14 protein-coding genes are annotated in these 17,425 nt (G+C 39.8%); 8 read left to right on the forward strand and 6 right to left on the reverse strand.

Translation table 11 applies throughout. From position 1 onward, the window contains the following. Positions 1-27: 27 nt before the first annotated feature. From hisH to hisG, 5 genes are read right to left on the reverse strand one after another with little or no spacing between them, the layout of a single operon-like run. Positions 28-618, reverse strand: coding sequence for an imidazole glycerol phosphate synthase subunit HisH (gene hisH, locus ACNSN2_RS18405; protein WP_418609326.1), 591 nt, complete (start codon positions 616-618; stop codon positions 28-30). Beyond that, positions 615-1,676, reverse strand: a complete 1,062-nt coding sequence (hisB, locus tag ACNSN2_RS18410; RefSeq protein ID WP_418609324.1) for a bifunctional histidinol-phosphatase/imidazoleglycerol-phosphate dehydratase HisB — start codon at positions 1,674-1,676, stop codon at positions 615-617. The genes hisH and hisB overlap by 4 nt, the downstream gene beginning before the upstream one ends. Then, complete coding sequence (gene hisC, locus ACNSN2_RS18415) at positions 1,673-2,761, reverse strand: histidinol-phosphate transaminase (protein WP_418609322.1); 1,089 nt, start codon at positions 2,759-2,761, stop codon at positions 1,673-1,675. Before hisC ends, hisB begins: the two co-directional genes overlap by 4 nt. Continuing rightward, a complete protein-coding gene (gene hisD / locus ACNSN2_RS18420; RefSeq protein ID WP_418609320.1) occupies positions 2,751-4,052 on the reverse strand; it encodes a histidinol dehydrogenase in 1,302 nt (433 codons plus the stop codon). The genes hisC and hisD overlap by 11 nt, the downstream gene beginning before the upstream one ends. Before the next feature lie 5 nt (positions 4,053-4,057). Continuing rightward, positions 4,058-4,957, reverse strand: a complete 900-nt coding sequence (gene hisG / locus ACNSN2_RS18425; RefSeq protein ID WP_076920229.1) for an ATP phosphoribosyltransferase — start codon at positions 4,955-4,957, stop codon at positions 4,058-4,060. Between the two features lie 397 nt (positions 4,958-5,354). Between hisG and ACNSN2_RS18430 the strand changes: the two genes are divergently transcribed. The 6 genes from ACNSN2_RS18430 (at position 5,355) to ACNSN2_RS18455 (ending at position 13,262) form a co-directional block, all read left to right on the forward strand. Next, positions 5,355-5,588 carry a hypothetical protein gene (locus ACNSN2_RS18430; RefSeq protein ID WP_109874968.1) on the forward strand — a complete coding sequence of 78 codons (234 nt, stop codon included), beginning with the start codon at positions 5,355-5,357 and terminating at the stop codon, positions 5,586-5,588. Positions 5,589-6,020: 432 nt separating this feature from the next. Further along, positions 6,021-8,204: a M4 family metallopeptidase gene (locus ACNSN2_RS18435; RefSeq protein ID WP_418609317.1), complete on the forward strand. Its 2,184-nt coding sequence runs from the start codon at positions 6,021-6,023 to the stop codon at positions 8,202-8,204. Between the two features lie 71 nt (positions 8,205-8,275). Further along, positions 8,276-10,132, forward strand: coding sequence for a M28 family metallopeptidase (locus ACNSN2_RS18440; protein ID WP_418609316.1), 1,857 nt, complete (start codon positions 8,276-8,278; stop codon positions 10,130-10,132). Between the two features lie 100 nt (positions 10,133-10,232). Beyond that, the gene (locus ACNSN2_RS18445; RefSeq protein WP_418609314.1) at positions 10,233-12,149 is read left to right on the forward strand and encodes an ATP-dependent DNA helicase; all 1,917 of its coding nucleotides are present in this window, start codon (positions 10,233-10,235) and stop codon (positions 12,147-12,149) included. Between the two features lie 8 nt (positions 12,150-12,157). Further along, a complete protein-coding gene (gene tsaB, locus ACNSN2_RS18450) occupies positions 12,158-12,859 on the forward strand; it encodes a tRNA (adenosine(37)-N6)-threonylcarbamoyltransferase complex dimerization subunit type 1 TsaB (protein ID WP_055012053.1) in 702 nt (233 codons plus the stop codon). Between the two features lie 73 nt (positions 12,860-12,932). Next, positions 12,933-13,262, forward strand: a complete 330-nt coding sequence (locus tag ACNSN2_RS18455) for a hypothetical protein (protein WP_075170177.1) — start codon at positions 12,933-12,935, stop codon at positions 13,260-13,262. A gap of 65 nt (positions 13,263-13,327) precedes the next feature. Here the strand turns inward: ACNSN2_RS18455 and ACNSN2_RS18460 are convergent, their stop codons facing one another. Next, the gene (locus ACNSN2_RS18460; protein WP_010388854.1) at positions 13,328-14,617 is read right to left on the reverse strand and encodes an alkaline phosphatase; all 1,290 of its coding nucleotides are present in this window, start codon (positions 14,615-14,617) and stop codon (positions 13,328-13,330) included. Between the two features lie 186 nt (positions 14,618-14,803). Here ACNSN2_RS18460 and ACNSN2_RS18465 point away from each other — a divergent pair, with 186 nt between their 5' ends. Together ACNSN2_RS18465 and fadD are read left to right on the forward strand one after the other, a co-directional pair. After that, the gene (locus tag ACNSN2_RS18465) at positions 14,804-15,655 is read left to right on the forward strand and encodes an alpha/beta fold hydrolase (RefSeq protein ID WP_054201592.1); all 852 of its coding nucleotides are present in this window, start codon (positions 14,804-14,806) and stop codon (positions 15,653-15,655) included. Positions 15,656-15,770: 115 nt separating this feature from the next. After that, positions 15,771-17,423 carry a long-chain-fatty-acid--CoA ligase FadD gene (gene fadD, locus ACNSN2_RS18470; RefSeq protein WP_418609311.1) on the forward strand — a complete coding sequence of 551 codons (1,653 nt, stop codon included), beginning with the start codon at positions 15,771-15,773 and terminating at the stop codon, positions 17,421-17,423. Positions 17,424-17,425: the final 2 nt, after the last annotated feature.

Raw genomic sequence — 17,425 nt, forward strand, 5'->3', positions numbered from 1 at the left:
TTCTCTTTTAAAAGCATGAAGAGCAACCTAAAGTTGCCAATCAATAAAATTTTGTAATAAACGCGTGCCCACTTTAGCGCTGCGTTCAGGGTGAAATTGCATGCCTGCATAATTGTCTTTAGCTACAATTGCAGAAAATGTTTGCCCGTATTCGCTGCTGACTAGTGTGGCGTTATTAACGGTATGGGCGAAACTGTGCACATAATAAACCTGATCGTCTGCATGCAAACCTTGAGTTAACGGGTGCGCTTGTTGAACAGATAGGTTATTCCAGCCCATATGCGGTGACGTTAAACTCCCTACATCCAGTGATTTTACTTGGCCTGGTATTTTACCTAAGCATTGCACGTTACCTTCTTCAGTGCTTTCGCACAGTAACTGCATCCCTAAGCAAATTCCCATTAGCGGGCGCTGATATTCGTTAATGGCCTGCTGCCAACCATTATCAACTAAACGCTTCATAGCAACAGATGCATGACCAACACCGGGTAAAATAGCACGTTCATAGCCTTCTAATTGTTCTGGCGAAGTAATCACCGTAGGGGTTTGCCCTAAACGCTCAAATGCAAACCGCACGGAGTTAATGTTGGCGCAACCGGTATTAATTATCGCTATCATAAACATCCCTTAGAGCTGGCTGTTTGTTGGCTGGTATCTTGTGCAATAGCCATACGCAAAGCACGAGAAAACGCTTTAAATAAGCCTTCCACCTGGTGATGACAGTTGCCGTCACTTACCGATAAAATAAGGCTAATTGCGGCGTTATCACTTAAACTTTTAAAAAAGTGTTCAACCATTTGTACGTCTAAATCACCGGCTTTTTCACGGCTAAAGTTGGCGTTTAATACAAATGATGCCCGACCCGATAAATCAATTTGTGCCTCGGCTTTACATTCATCCATAGGCAAGGCAAAACCATAACGCGCAATTTGCGATTTGGTGCCAAGCGCTTGTTTAAGGGCAACACCTAATGCAATACCAATGTCTTCAACAAGGTGGTGCTCGTCTATGTGTAAATCGCCTTTGGCTTTAATATTTAAGCCAATATTGGCGTGAGTGCGAATTTGATCCAGCATGTGATCAAAAAAACCTAGGCCAGTTTCAATGCTGCCACTTTTCGTTTGATCAAGGTTAACCGCTACATCTATTTGTGTTTCTTTAGTGTTGCGTGTTACGCGACCTTCACGGTTTGCCGTGGTCAGTTTAGTGACAATGGCAGGCCAGCTACCATCATATAAAATACCTTCACAACATAAGTTTTGCGCAAGGCCAATATCGGTTTGGCGATCGCCAATCACAAAAGAACGTGCTAAATCAACTTTGCCTGAGCGCATCAGTTCAGTGAGTAAGCCTGTTTTTGGTTTACGGCAATCACAGTTTTGTTCATCAAAATGTGGGCAAATTAATACTGACTCAAAGCTGATGCCTTGGCTTTGTAAGATGTCCATCATTTTGTCTTGAGCAATGTCAAAGTCGGCAGTTGGAAAGCTGTCTGTGCCCAAGCCATCTTGATTTGATACCATCACCAAGCGATAGCCTGCGGCTTGCAGTTGCAATAAGGCAGGAATGACACCTGGTAAAAACGCTAGTTTTTCAAGGCTGTCGACTTGTTTATCGGTGATTGGCTCTTCAATAATAGTGCCATCGCGGTCTATAAATAAATAGGGGTTACTCATGATACTTCCTGTTGTGCTGCGGTTTGTGGCAATTGCAGGCCATCTAACCAAACTTTTACTTGTTCTAATTCTTGTTCATTACCAATTGAAATACGTAGCCAGTCGTCTTCATTAAATAAGGTGAAGGCGCGCATTACTAAGCCTTGTTTGAGGGCTTGTTTAAAGTAATCCTTGTTCGCTAATTTTAAAGTAACGAAGTTGCCTTCACCAGTGAGTATTTTTAATACTGCAGGAGAGGCGTTTAACCAGTCAATAAGCTTTAACTTTAAGCTATTTAAAATCGTCACTTGGCGACGCATTGAGGTAATCGCATCAGGGGCAATGGCTTGTGCTGCAATGCTGGCCACCACACCCGATACCGGATACGGTGCAATGACTTTACGAATAGGCGCTAATACACTGGCCTGAGCGAGAGTAAACCCTGTTCTTAAACCCGCAAGTGCAAACGCTTTTGAGAGTGTACGAAGCACAACAATATTACTGAACTCGTTTATAAGTTGTGTTGCACTTTGCTCTGGACAAAACTCTATATAGGCTTCATCAACAATCACTAATGCTTTACCTGCAAGCGCAGTGGCAATGGCTTTTACTTTATCTAGCGGCGTTAAGCTTCCAGTTGGATTATTTGGATTACAAATAAACACTAGTTTTGAGCTACCCACAGCGGCAACTATTTCATCCACGCTGGCATTTAATAAAAGCGCTTGTGTTAGGCCATTGATTGCGACGTTGTGTGTATCGGCCGTTACTTTGTACATACCATATGTTGGTAAAAATAGTGCAATGCTGTCTTTTGACGGTTCACAGTAGGTACGTACTAATAATTCAATGCCTTCATCTGCGCCGCGAGTCATTAATACATTTTCGTTTTCAAGCTCAGCATAGGCAGCGTAGCGGTCAATAACCAATTGAGGCTGAGGATCGGGGTAACGATTCAAGTCTTCAATTGTTATTTCAAGGTTTTTAGCATACGGGCTTTCGTTCGCATTAAGCCAGGTTGTGCCGGTTAGTTTTTCACTTTTAGCTGAGCTATACGCAGCAAGCGCTGCAATATTATCAGGTAATAAGCCGCTCTCATTGCTCATTTTTTATTGCCTCTAAACGAATTGAAACCGCATTAGCGTGGGCATCTAGGCCTTCTGCATCTGCTAAGGGTAAAATAGCTTTTGAAAGCTCAGTTAAGCCACGTTTACTGATGGTTTGTACTGTGTAAGTACGGAAAAAATCAAGTAAATTCAAGCTAGAATAAGTTGCACTGTAACCATAAGTGGGTAACACGTGATTAGTGCCTGAGGCATAATCGCCCGCTGACTCTGGGGTGTAATCGCCAACAAATACAGAGCCTGCATTCTTTACTTTATCTAAATAAGGAGTGGCATCGGCAAGCTGTAATATTAAGTGCTCTGGCCCATATTGCGCTGATACGTCAAACGCTTGGGCTACTGAATCAACTAGAATAAGTGACGAATTAGCCAATGCCTGTTCGGCAGTGTCTTTTCGGCTTAAGTTGGCAAGTTGACGAGTGAGTGCATCTTGCGTTTGTTCAATAATGGTTTCACTGTTACATAATAAAATAACTTGTGAGTCAGCCCCGTGTTCTGCTTGAGAGAGTAAGTCGGCAGCAATAAACTCTGGGTTTGCACGTTCATCTGCAATCACTAACACTTCTGATGGCCCTGCTGGCATATCAATCGCCATACCTGGAATCGTTTGTGCAACTAATTGCTTTGCCATGGTGACAAAGCTGTTACCTGGACCAAAAATCTTATTCACTTTAGGAACAGACTCTGTGCCATAGGCCATAGCAGCAATCGCGCCTGCACCGCCGCTTTCAATAATTGTGGTGATACCACATAATTTAGCGGCATATAAAATAGCCGGGTTAATTGCTTTATCACCTTGTACTGGGGTGGTTAATACCACGGTTTTTGCACCGCTTAACTGCGCCAATACACCTTGCATAATAACCGATGACGGAAGAGGGGCACTCCCTCCTGGTACATAAATACCGACTGCTTCGATGGCTTGATATTTCAGTTCACAGTCAACACCTGGTTGAGTCGATAACTTGATATCTTTTGGTAGTTGCGCTTGGTGAAAACATTTCACATTGGCATAAGCGGTATCAATTGCATACTTAAGCTCTGGGCTTAGCATTTTCTCAGCGGCATTAATTTCATCAAGTGGTACACGTAAACGCGGCTCGGCTCTATTATCGAACTCTTTTGCTAATGCAAGTAAAGCGGCATCGCCTTGCGCATTAACTTTTGCCAAAATAGTCTGGCAAATGTTTTCTACTTTTTCACTCGCTGATACAGCAGGGCGCATAAGCGCCGCTGCTTGAACTTGTGATGATTCCTCATTCCAACGAAGCATTGTTGTTACTCCATCATTTTTTCAATTGGCATAACTAAAATAGAATTGGCACCAAGGGCCTTAAGTTGTTCCATGGTTTCCCAAAATAGGGTTTCACTGCTCACCATGTGTAGGGCAACATATTCATCATTACCCGCAAGAGCCAATAATGTAGGTTGGCCAGCGCCAGGTAAAATCTCACAAATTTCATCAAGCTTGTCTTTTGGTGCGTGTAACATAATGTATTTGCTTTCTTTAGCTTGCTTTACACCACGTAAACGAGGCATTAGTTTATTGATGAGCGCTAATTTTTCAGGATCTTGTAGTTGAGTGTTTTGGATTAAACAAGCATTTGACTCTAAAATTGTATCACCCTGCATTAAGCCATTTGCTTCAAGCGTTGCGCCTGTAGAAACTAAATCACAAATAGCATCGGCAAGTCCTGCTCGTGGTGCTACTTCCACTGAACCTGTTAACATTACTGTACTGGCGTTGATGCCTTCGCGTTTTAGGTATTGGCTTAAAATTTCTGGGTAAGTGGTTGCTATGCGTTTGCCTTCAAACCAGCTTTTGTCTTGCTTACCAAGTTCTTGTGGCCATGCGAGTGCTAAACGACAGTAACCAAAGTCAAGTTTAGCAAGCTTTGTTACTTCACTCGGTACACCTTGGCGTTCTCTTTCTGCTTGTACTTCTACTAGTACGTTTTCGCCAACAATACCTAAATCACATACACCGTCCATAACTAAGCCAGGAATATCGTCATCGCGTACACGCAAAACGTCGATAGGCATGTTGGTTGAGTGTGCTATTAGGCGCTGCTCACGAAGATTGAGCTTTACACCCAGTTGCTTAAGCAGATCTTGACAATCTTTAGATAGGCGGCCGCCTTTTTGAATGGCGATACGAAGACGATTACTATTATTCATTACTCATTTTCCTTTAATTTAAAAACTAAAAACCCCGAGGGAAACCTCAGGGCGAAAATGAATCTTGGTATGTTGATTCGCCAGAGGTTTCCTTTTAGGAACAACCTCTCAGCGAAAGACCTGACAGGTTATTCCGATGAATGATGGTGGTGATGTACAACTGTCAGTGAATTAAGCATTTTTATATCCTGTTTAGCTATTAGTTACTATGTTAACGCTTAGCTGCTGTTTGTTTAATAAATTTCGCATTTATAAAAACACATTCACTAACATCATGGCAAGAAAAATATTCTTTAATTAAAGAATATCTTATAACTGCCGATAATAATTAGAGTATTGCTTTATTTATCAACAGCTTTATAGTGATTAAATTACGTTCAATTCAATGGAGGCATGCATGGATATAATGATCCCTTATTTAGGGCCTATTACGCGTTTGACGCTTGAATCTAAAGGGGCTTTTCATATTGCAGGGGTTCAACAAAGTGCCAGTGCCAAAAAAGTAGAGCTAGAAGAGCGAAGAAAAAGGGAGGTAGAAAAACAACATAAGCTGTCGTTTGACGAAAATAAATCGCGCAATAACACCGCTGAAGAAGATGACGACAAACCTCATCTAGATACATGGGCTTAAATAAAGCTGATTGCCTGTCAGAGTATAAAGGTAATTACAAAACCTCCTTCACTTAATTAAGCCCTCAGCTTAAATTCCGTTTAACTCACTGCAAATCACATTAGTTTAAATTTTACAGCAAGAACGCGACTTTTTAGTCATCGTTGAGTGATGAATATTTACTAGTCTAACTTATAAAACTAATCCCCTCGTTGAATTTTTAAAATGTAAATATATGTATACATAATGTTATATATTGTTTTTGCTATAAATACGATTAATTATAACTAGCTGTAAATAAAGTACTAAATATTATTACTAATACTTTAATTGTAAATTAAATGTTTAATTTTCGTTATTGCAGTTTGAGGTCTATGCTGATCCCTAATCGGGTACAAGGTGTGCCGATTAATACAAATATACTAAAAACTTAAACTTTAACGGAGCGTAAACGTGAATTTATCTAAAATCACAATAGCAACTTTTGCTGCTTTAACTTTGGTTCAAGCAACAAATGCAGTAGCTGCGAATAAGAAATATCTAAATCAACAACCGACAATTAATAACATGGTGCAATCAAACTCTGCTTCCTTGCTATCAGTAAGTCCAAATCAGTTGATTGGGTTAAGTGTAGGGAACGAATTAGTTGTATTAAAAGAGTTTACTAGCAATAACGGAGAAGTAACACGCCGTTACCAACAAACGTATCAAGGCATTCCTGTTATTGGTGATACAGTCAGCCTAACATTTAACAATGGGATGCTTAAAAAAGCCCATGGTGCCGCTGTTTACAACATTGATGAAGATTTAGCAGACGTTTCAGCTAAGTTGACAAAAAAAGATGCGATTTTAAAAGGATCAAAAACTGGCATTGCAGCAAAATCAGTCGGCTTGAAAAAACATAACGAGCAATCAAGGCTCGCTATTTGGGTTGACGATCAGAATAAGGCGCATTTAGTTTATGAGGTGTCTTATGTTACTTATGGCAAGTCACCATCAAGACCATATCAGATCATTGATGCTAATACTGGTGAGGTATTACTTAGTTACGATAACTTACAACATGCCAATGCAACAGGTCCTGGCGGAAATCTAAAGACAGGCAAGTATATTTATGGAACTGATTTTGACAGTCTAGATGTTAGTCAATCGGGTAATACTTGTACCATGAATAACGCAAATGTTCGCACTATTAATTTGAATGGTGGAACGAGTGGCTCTTCCGCACATTCATTTACGTGTCCTGAGAATACGGTCAAAGAAATTAATGGCGCATATTCACCGCTAAATGATGCTCATTTTTTTGGTAATGTGATTTTTAATATGTATAACGATTGGGTAGGTACTGCGCCCTTGAGTTTTCAGTTGCAAATGCGCGTTCATTATTCAAGTAATTATGAAAATGCATTTTGGGATGGCAGTGCAATGACCTTTGGCGATGGCCAAAATACGTTTTATCCATTGGTAAGTTTAGATGTATCTGCACATGAAGTTAGCCATGGCTTTACTGAGCAAAATTCAGGTTTGATTTACAATGGTAAACCAGGTGGATTAAATGAAGCATTTTCGGATATGGCTGGTGAAGCTGCTGAATTTTATATGAAAGGCAGCAACGATTGGCTAGTTGGTAAGGATATTTTTAAAGGTAATGGTGCGCTGCGTTACATGAATAACCCTACCCAAGATGGCCGTTCAATAGATAACCAAAGCAACTATTATTCAGGTATGGACGTGCATTATAGTTCAGGGGTTTATAATAAGGCATTTTATAATTTAGCAACCACGCCGGGTTGGGATACGCAAAAAGCCTTTATCGTAATGGCTCGTGCCAACCAACTATATTGGAGTGCGGGTGTAGGCTGGGATTTAGCCGGTAACGGGGTGATGGATGCAGCCTGTGATTTAAATTATGACCCAAATGATGTTAAAGCTGCTTTAGCTGCCGTTGGGGTTAATTCAAATCTTAGTTCAGGTAGTGAATGTGCAACAACACAACCACCGACTGACGATGAAGCATTAACCAATGGGGTAGCGCGTACGGGTATCAGTGGCGCTGAAAAAGAGCAACTATTCTTTACTTTAGATGTTCCCGCTGGCGCGACAAATCTTCAGTTCAATACTACTGGCGGTTCAGGTGATGCAGACTTATACGTTAAATTTGCCAGCCGACCGACCTTAAATAGTTACGACTGTAATAGCACAACATCTACTAGTACAGAAAGCTGTAACATAAGTAATGCACAAGCGGGAACTTATTATGTAATGGTTGAAGCATGGAATGCTATATCTGGCGTATCATTAACGGGTAGTTACTCAGGTGATAATGGTGGGGTAACGCCTATCAACAGAACTGAGTCTAATATTAATGTGACAACTAATAACTGGAGTCGTTTCACTCAAGATTTATCCGCAGGGTATAGCACTTTAAATATTAGTATTGATGGTGGCAGTGGTGATGCTGATCTTTATGTAAACTTTGGTTCGCCTTCAAGTACGTCTTCTTATCTATGTAGACCTTACAAAAATGGCAACAATGAAGAGTGTACATTTGAGAACCCGCAATCGGGTACTTGGTACATTGATCTTAGAGGCTACAGCATAGCAAGCGGTGTAACACTCAATATAACTGCTAATTAGGCATAGTTATAAAAGGGGCTTAGCCCCTTTTTTTAATGCTTAAAATAAAAGTGAAATGATAAGGAATATTTATGAATTACTTTAAACAACTAGCAGTTATTACTACTTTAACTATGAGTTTTAATTGCTTAGCAAATGAAAATCCAGACAATATTTGGGTAACTATTGATTCAACTGCAGCCCAGCATTATCAACATGAACAAGGTACATTTTTACAAAAAATACCTTTTTCTCACAGAAAATCAAGCCCTATACCAGATGTTGATTTACTCAGTGTACCCAGTAACGCGGTAAATAATTTGAGTGAGTTTATGCATCATAACTACAATCGTTGTGGTGGGTTTGTTGCTCATAGCTCGTTTGAAGAAGCGAGTGATTACGCAAAACAATTAGCGGTCGTTCAAAATAGCCAAGCATTATTAGCTTACAATTATTCTATTGATAATGCGCAGACGGTACAAAGTTTAATTAATGCACAAAGTCCGATTAACTTACAAAGCACAGTAAATTCACTGACTAACTTTAATAATCGTTATTATACCTCGCAAACCGGTGTTGATGCTTCACAATGGTTGCAAAGTTATTGGCAACAAATTGCAACTACCCGAAGTGATATAACCATTGAAAGTTATCAGCATAGTTGGGCGCAATCATCCGTCATTGTAACCATTGCCGGTGCTGAAAATGCAGATGAGCTTGTAGTTATTGGAGGCCATTTAGATTCGATTAACCAAGCGAATCCTGCACAAGGACGCTCTCCTGGCGCGGATGATAACGCATCGGGTATTGCAGTGTTAACTGAAGTTTTAAAAGCGATAGTTGAAACAAATTATAAGCCGCAAAAAACCATTAAAATTATGGCATTTGCGGCAGAGGAAGTAGGTCTGAGAGGCTCTAAAGATATAGCCAGTAGTTATCGTGCGCAGGGTAAAAATGTAGTGGGTATGGTGCAATTTGATATGACCGGCAACAACGGCAGTATCGAAGATATTATTATGATGACGGATTACACTAATAATGCTCAAAACCAGTTTTTAGCGCAGCTTATAGACACATACTTACCCCAAATTAGTTATGGCTTTGACCAATGTGGTTATGGTTGCTCCGATCATGCTTCATGGTACCAACAAGGCTTTGCTGCCTCTATGCCGTTTGAATCAAAAATGAATGATATTAATCCACTCATTCATACACAAAATGACAGTAATTTCGATGCTGATCATGCAATAAAATTTGCTAACTTAGCTGTAAGCTTTGTAGCTGAATTGGCAAAGAATGCTGGTGATGTAACACCGCCAAGTAATAATGAGTTAGTAAATGGTGAGCCAATTTCTGGTATCAATGCCACTGCTAAAGAGCAGCTTATCTATACATTGAATGTACCAAAAGGAGCGCAAAATTTAAGCTTTGAAACCTCAGGTGATAATGGCGATGCCGATTTATACGTTAAGTTTAATCAGGCGCCAACATTAAGCGATTTCGATTGTAAAAGTACGTCTGCCACAAGTAATGAACGGTGTGATATTCCTACAAGCGATGATGGAACTTACTATGTAATGGTTGAGGCATATAGCGCAATTAACAATATTTCTTTGATAGGTAGTTTTGAGCAAGCTGGTGCTTTAGAGCCTATCAATCGCGTAGAAGATAACATTAGCGTAAATACTGGTGATTGGCAGCGTTATGAACAACGTTTAGTTGCAGGCTATTCTTCGCTAAATGTTGCTATTTCAGGTGGAACTGGCGATGCTGATTTGTATTTAAATTTTGATGCGCCATCATCTAATACACAATATGTGTGTCGCCCTTATAAAAATGGCAACACAGAAACATGTACTGTTTCTGCACCCCAAGCAGGTTTATGGTACATAGATATTAAAGGTTATCGTAATGCAAGTGGCATTACCTTAACTATTAATGCAGAATAATTAACAGGGGCAAACGCCCCTTTATTGGTTAAATTCTCACTCACTTTGGCTTGCCCTTCCTCAACAGCTTACGTAGAATCCTGCTATTATTTTTTACATAGTGATTGGTATTATCAAACAGCTGTTTAGTGCGACCGGGCCTTTGGCTTTATCAATAGGTGGATACACACCGCGCCAGCCTCAAATCGATATGGCGGTGGCGGTTGAGGATGCATTAAAAACCAGATCTCAACTTGTTGTTGAGGCAGGCACTGGCACAGGCAAAACCTTTGCTTATTTAGCTCCCGCTCTTAAATCTAAGGGCAAAACGATTATTTCAACCGGTTCTAAAGCACTGCAAGAACAGCTGTATCACCGCGATTTACCCGTACTAGTAAAAGCCTTAGGCGCAGCTAAAAAAACGGCACTGTTAAAAGGGCGTGCCAATTATTTATGCACTTATCGGCTAACTCAACATGTGGCACACGTACCAACAGACGACCCTGATGTAATGCATCAACTAGCAATGGTTGCTAAATTTGCCAGTGAAACTCACAGCGGCGATTTAGCTGATTGTATTGGTATTGAAGAAGATGCCAAAGTATTGCCGTATGTAAGCTCGACTGCAGATAACTGTTTAGGCAAAGAGTGCCCAGACTTTCAAGAATGCTATATTCGCAAAGCGCGTTTAAAAGCCGGGGATGCCGATGTTGTGGTAATAAATCACCATTTGTTTTTTGCTGATATGGCGGTAAAGGAATCTGGTTTTGCAGAGCTTATGCCTAATGCCGATGCCTACATATTTGATGAAGCTCACCAATTAAGCGAAATTGCCAGTGACTATTTTGGCGAAACCATGAGCACCAAAAAGCTGGTGGATTTAATTAACGATTTGCGCGCTATTTATCGCGCTGAAATTCCAGACATGCTGCAATTAGGCAAAAGTTTAAATAAACTTGAAACCAGTGTCGCTGATTTAAGGCTGCAGTTTGGAGTAGATGGCAGCCGAGGTGACTGGCGTGAAAAGCTCAGTAATAAGCTTATTTGCTCGGCATTACACCGGGTTATTAGTGATTTAGAGTTTGTGTATCAGGTATTAAAGTTATGCTTAGAGCGAAGTGATAAAATAGAACATCCGTTTGAACGAGTATTGGCTTTTAAAGGTCAGTTAGAGCGCGTATTCGATACTGCTCAAACAGGTTTTAGTTACTGGTACGAAACCACGAGGCGCTATTTAACTATTAATATTACGCCTCTGAATGTATCGGCTAAATTTGCTTTAATGATGAAAGAGTCGGGTTCAGGATTTGTTTTTACCTCGGCCACGTTATCGGTCGACAATGAACTGAGCCACTTTAATGCGAGCCTTGGCTTAAAACCAAAGCAAAGTATGATGGTAGATAGCCCGTTTGATTATGAAAATCAGGCGTTGCTGTGCTTACCTCGTTATTTACCACAATCGCATGAAGATAATATGCCCCATGCGATTGTTAAATTAACCTTAGAGCTTATTAAGTCCGCTAAAGGGCGTTGTTTTGTGTTATTTACCAGTTACCGTATGATGCATTTAGTGGCTGAGGGCTTAACTACGCAAATGGACTACCCAGTTTATATGCAAGGGCAAATGTCTAAACGAATTATACTAGAAAAATTTACTCGCCATGGTAATGCGGTATTGCTGGGCACCGCGTCATTTTGGGAAGGGGTTGATGTACGAGGTAGTACCTTAAGCTGTGTTATTATAGATAAGCTGCCATTTGCTGCACCTGATGACCCTTTACTACAAGCTAAAATGCAAGATTGCCAAATGCAAGGCAAAGACCCGTTTGCACATATTCAATTACCTCAAGCGGTGATTGCCTTAAAGCAGGGGGTAGGTCGCTTAATAAGAGACAACAAAGATAAAGGCGTGCTAGTGATTTGCGATAATCGTTTAGTAACACGCCAATATGGACAAGTATTTTTAAAGAGTTTACCGCCAATGCGCCGTACACGTAGCTTAGAAGATGCCAATACATTTTTAAAACATATTAATTGAGTACAAAAATGATCAAAAGTAACATTCTCGCCCTAGATGCCTCTACTGAAGCATTATCAATTGTTTTGCATTATCAGGGTAAAACATTTCATCATTTTGAAGAGTGCCCGCAGCAGCATAGCCAAAAAATTCTGCCACTTATTGATGAGCTACTTGGTAAAGCCGGCTGTAAATTAAAAGATTTAGACGTAATAGGATTTGGCCAAGGGCCAGGTAGCTTTACTGGCGTGCGTATAAGCGTAGCCATTGCCCAAGGTCTTGCGTATTCAACTAATTTACCATTAGTTGGGGTATCTACTTTAGCAGTCATGGCGCAACAGGCGTTTGAACAGTTTGGTGCTAACGATGTTTATTCTAGTATTGACGCGCGTATGGGAGAAATCTACTTTGCTCAATACCACGCAAAAGATGGATTAATGACACTTAAAGGCGAAGAGCGAGTATTCAAACCTGAATTGTTAGATGCAACTTTGATAGATTCAAATATCGATGCTGCAGCCGTGGGGACTGGTTTTAAAAGTTACCCTGATGCACTAACGCCATTTAATAATGTAACCATACAGCCTGAAGTAACCTTACCGGATGCACATTATATGTTGGCACTCGTAGAGGCGCAGTACCTTGCAGGTAAGGGTGTAAAAGCCAGTGATGCACAACCAAAGTATGTGCGTGATACGGTAACATGGAAAAAATTACCGGGCCGTGAATAAGATAAACACGGTTGTTTGCAAATTAAGCGATTTTAAATCATAATTTAGTTATGTTGTTGGTTGGAGAAGCGCTGTGTCGCTACCTATAAGTTCAGGTTTTTTTACAGGTGATATACCTGCTAAGGTGCGTTCTACTTCGGTAGTTCCGGCGCAGCCTGAACGAGTAGTAGAGCAAGCCAAACCACAAAAAACTAATACCGATTATGTCAAAAGCAGCCCAGAAGGGCTTGAACTTGCAAAAGAGTTTACAAAAGCGAACAGCAAAGATACCCAATACAGCCAAACTATTTACGATCAACCCAGTGCTCAAGTAAGCAAAGCGATTTCTACTTATACTGAGTTTGCTAATTTAGAGCGAAGAGCTGAAGTTCAAAGTTTAATTGGTGTTGATATATACGCTTAGCTTAGATTAAAAAAAATAAAAAAGCCCGAATGAATTATTCGGGCTTTTTTATTAAGTTTCAAAAACTACTGCTTTATATAACCAATTAATTTTTTAGCTATATCGGTATTATTTTGAGAGCCAACAAAGTCATCGCTATTTTTGCCATAGGCAAATACTTGTACATCAGACGCTGTGTGACCGCCCGTTGTCCAACCTGTAAAGCTTAAGTCATTAATAATGCTTTTAACGGCCAAGTTTAGGGTTTTCTCGCCCATAGCTTTGGCTTGTTTAAGCTTAATTTCGTTTTCAGTTGTAAATTCAATACTGGTATTAGCTTGCCATACCGTTTTAAGGTTATCAGAACCCATTAGTAATTTGGTCAATGTGCCCGCAGTGGCTTTTACACCTTTGATGACATCTGTTTCCCATTTATATTGGCCATGTGCACCAATAGTTAAACCGCCTGTTGAGTGGTCTGCCGTGATCACTAAAATAGTGTCTGGGTTGTTATCTACATAGGCTTTAGCCGTTTCGATTGATTTAGCAAAGTCATCCATTTCAGCCATTGCACAGGCAATGTCGTTTGCGTGACCACACCAGTCAATTTGGCTGCCTTCAATCATCACAAAAAAGCCTTTATCATTTTGCCCATCAAGCAAATCAAACGCTTTAGAAGTTAACTGCTTTAATCTTGTTGGGTTTTCATCAAGAGCAAACGGTAAGCCTTTAGGTGCATATAAACCTATAGCAGGCACTTGAGTGATTTGACCAAGGTTTTGAATATCATCGCCATATTGATAACCAGCTTGTTTAAATTCGTCTACTAAGTTTCTGTCATCACGAATAAAGTATTGAGTACCACCGCCTAACATTAAATCTACCGGTAATTTACCTGCAATTTTATTGTCAATGTAGTCATTAGCAATATCATCGTAGTTTCTTCTTGATTCATTATGTGCGGCAAAACTTGCTGGTGTTGCATGGTTTATTTGTGAGGTAGCTACTAAAGCTGTTGTCATTCCTTGCTCTTTTGCAATTTCTAGCATGGTTTTAACAGGCTTTTTAGCTGTATCGACGGCAATAGCGCCATTATAACTTTTATGGCCGCTGCTAAGTGCAGTTGCACCTGCTGCGCTGTCTGTAACATAGGTATGGTCATCTGGATACGTGTGCGCCATGCCTTTTAATATGGTATCAAAAACGGTGGTTTCTATTTCTTTTGTTGTTGGGTCATCTTTGTAGTATCGATAAGCGGTTGTGAAAGCGGGACCCATGCCATCACCAATCATATAAATAACATTTTTAGGCGCTGTTTGAGCAAATGCTCCTGTTGTTGTACATAAAAGCGCTAATAAGCCGAACTGTTTTTTCATTGTGTGTACCCTTTAAGTGTACTTATTTTAATAGCGACTATTATTGTATACTGATGACCAGATAAATAAATGAATATGTTATGAAATCTCGCGATTTAAGTGTGTGCTCTTCTAGCTCGGTTCTATTATTTGTGTAATAACTCTTGTATGTTATTGCTATAACCAAATAAAAAGTAGAGGTTTGCATTGCAACCATTTTCTGTCAAAGCTAACGACTTAGATATACATGGCCTTAAATTTGGAGACGGTGAAGAGGTTGTTATTGCGCTTCACGGTTGGTTAGATAACAGTGCTAGCTTTGCACCTATGCTAACTGACGTACCGTCAAATCAAACATGGTATTGTATTGATTTTGCAGGGCATGGACTATCATCTTGGCGAAGCCCTCAGGCACATTACTACTTTATTGATTATGTGGATGATGTGTATGCCTTAATCACAGCGCTTAAATTAAAAAAGGTACATTTGGTCGGGCATTCGATGGGGGCGATGGTCGCGGGTTTATTTGCGAGTTGTTTTAACGAGTATGTTAAATCCGTTTCTTTTATTGAAGGAATTGGCTGCGTTACCACGCAAGCAAATGAAGTCGCTTCGCAGCTAAGAAATGCCATACTTAACAGGGCACGGTTAACGATTAAAAAATCAAGGACATATACTTCTAAAGAGCAAATTTATCAAGCGCGTGCAAAAACAACTGATTTAAATGATGAACTAATTGCGTTGCTGATGGACAGAAATATAAAACAAATGCACAGTGGGTTTGAGTTAACGACTGATCCTAAGCTTAAAAATCACTCAGGTTTTCGATTTGATGAAGCGCAATGTATTGGTGCAATAAAAGAATTAATTGCACCATGTCAATTAATATTAGGTGATAAAGGTTATCCATTTGTAAAACAAAATTTAGACAAGTATAGTAAATATTACAATAACTTGAGTGTAATAGATGTGCCCGGTGGACATCATTGCCATATGCAAAGTAGTGGGCTATGTTTTGAACACATTCACGCATTTATGGTGCAAAGTAGTGCATGTTAATTGTATATTACCGATAAATGTGGGATTATCTCTAGATTAGAGTATTTGCTCAATTGTGAAAGTGCCTTACTTAGATTAAGGTTAATAAAAATATAATTATAAACAGGGGCTAAGAGTGGAAAAAATCTGGCTTAAGCGCTACCCAGAAGGTATGCCTGAAACAATCGATCCTGAGCACTACAACTCGTTACTCGAAGTGTTTGAAAAAAGTTTTAATGAATACAAAGATTTACCTGCATTTACAAATATGGGTAAAACATTGTCATACAACGAAATAGATGCAGCAACGAAACGTGTTGCCGCCTATATTCAAAACAACTTAGGGCTAAAAAAAGGCGATAAAGTCGCTGTGATGATGCCTAACCTGTTGCAAACCCCTATTGCTATTTTAGGTATTTTACGCGCAGGGTGCGTTGTGGTTAACGTTAATCCACTTTACACCGTACGTGAGCTAGAGCATCAGTTAAAAGATTCTGAAACATCGGCAATATTTATACTAGCTAACTTTGCTGATACGCTTGAAAAAGCGCTGCCTAACACTGACGTGAAACACATTGTGGTTACCCAAGTAGGTGACATGATGGGGGGTCTTAAAAAGCATTTAGTTAATTTTGTAGTTAAGCATTTCAAAAAAATGGTGCCAAGTTACACGTTACCTAACACGATTAAATTTTGTGATTTATTAAAAGCTGATCCAAATGGCTACACACGCCCAGACGTTAATTTAAGTGACTTAGCTTTTTTACAGTACACAGGTGGAACTACCGGTGTATCTAAAGGCGCAATGTTGAGCCATGGCAATATGGTAGGCAACCTTGAACAAGTGTCTGGTTGTTTAGACAAAGTACTTGACCGTGGTAGTGAAGTGGTTATTACCGCGCTTCCGCTTTATCATATATTTGCGCTAACAGCTAACTGTTTGGCATTTATGAAGTACGGTGGTTTAAACGTTTTAATTACTAATCCACGTGATATGCCTGGATTTGTAAAAGAGCTGAGCCAGCATAAATTTACTGCTATTACAGGGGTTAATACTCTATTTAATGGCTTATTAAACACTCCTGGTTTCTCTGAACTTGATTTTAGTCACCTTAAAATGTCATTGGGTGGCGGTATGGCGGTACAACGTCCTGTTGCAGAAAAGTGGCAAAAAGTGACCAATACTAAATTAATGGAAGGCTATGGCTTAACTGAATGTGCTCCATTAGTAACAATTAGCCCATATGATTTAGAGGCATATAATGGCTCTATTGGTTTACCTGCGCCAAGTACAGATATTAAGTTAATGCTTGATAACGGTGAAGAAGCGGCTAAAGGTGAACCAGGCGAGCTATGGGTTAAAGGCCCTCAAGTTATGCTTGGGTACTATAATCGCCCAGACGCCACCGCTGAATGTTTAAAAGATGGTTGGTTTGCAACCGGCGATATTGCGACGTACGATGATGAAGGTTTCTTCTATATTGTTGACCGTAAAAAAGACATGATTATTGTTTCAGGCTTTAATGTTTTCCCAAATGAGATTGAAGAAGTGGTTGCAATGCATGAAGGTGTATTAGAAGTTGCTGCAATTGGTATTCCTCATGACATTAGTGGTGAACAAGTTAAAGTTTTTGTTGTGAAAAAAGACCCTTCTTTAACTGAAAAAGATATAATAAAACATTGTCGTGATAATTTAACTAATTATAAGGTTCCTAAACTCGTTGAGTTTAAGGATGAGTTACCCAAAACTAACGTGGGTAAAATTCTCAGAAGAGCCTTAAAAGATTAGCA

Source organism: Pseudoalteromonas sp. US3C1013 (assembly GCF_048401115.1).
Classification (GTDB): Bacteria; Pseudomonadota; Gammaproteobacteria; order Enterobacterales; family Alteromonadaceae; genus Pseudoalteromonas; species Pseudoalteromonas undina.

Bases quoted from the DNA above. Each gene is read 5' to 3' on its own strand.
- hisH (WP_418609326.1), bottom strand. From the start codon at position 618: ATGATAGCGATAATTAATACCGGTTGCGCCAACATTAACTCCGTGCGG.
- hisB (WP_418609324.1), bottom strand. From the start codon at position 1,676: ATGAGTAACCCCTATTTATTTATAGACCGCGATGGCACTATTATTGAA.
- hisC (WP_418609322.1), bottom strand. From the start codon at position 2,761: ATGAGCAATGAGAGCGGCTTATTACCTGATAATATTGCAGCGCTTGCT.
- hisD (WP_418609320.1), bottom strand. From the start codon at position 4,052: ATGCTTCGTTGGAATGAGGAATCATCACAAGTTCAAGCAGCGGCGCTT.
- hisG (WP_076920229.1), bottom strand. From the start codon at position 4,957: ATGAATAATAGTAATCGTCTTCGTATCGCCATTCAAAAAGGCGGCCGC.
- ACNSN2_RS18430 (WP_109874968.1), top strand. From the start codon at position 5,355: ATGGATATAATGATCCCTTATTTAGGGCCTATTACGCGTTTGACGCTT.
- ACNSN2_RS18440 (WP_418609316.1), top strand. From the start codon at position 8,276: ATGAATTACTTTAAACAACTAGCAGTTATTACTACTTTAACTATGAGT.
- tsaB (WP_055012053.1), top strand. From the start codon at position 12,158: ATGATCAAAAGTAACATTCTCGCCCTAGATGCCTCTACTGAAGCATTA.
- ACNSN2_RS18460 (WP_010388854.1), bottom strand. From the start codon at position 14,617: ATGAAAAAACAGTTCGGCTTATTAGCGCTTTTATGTACAACAACAGGA.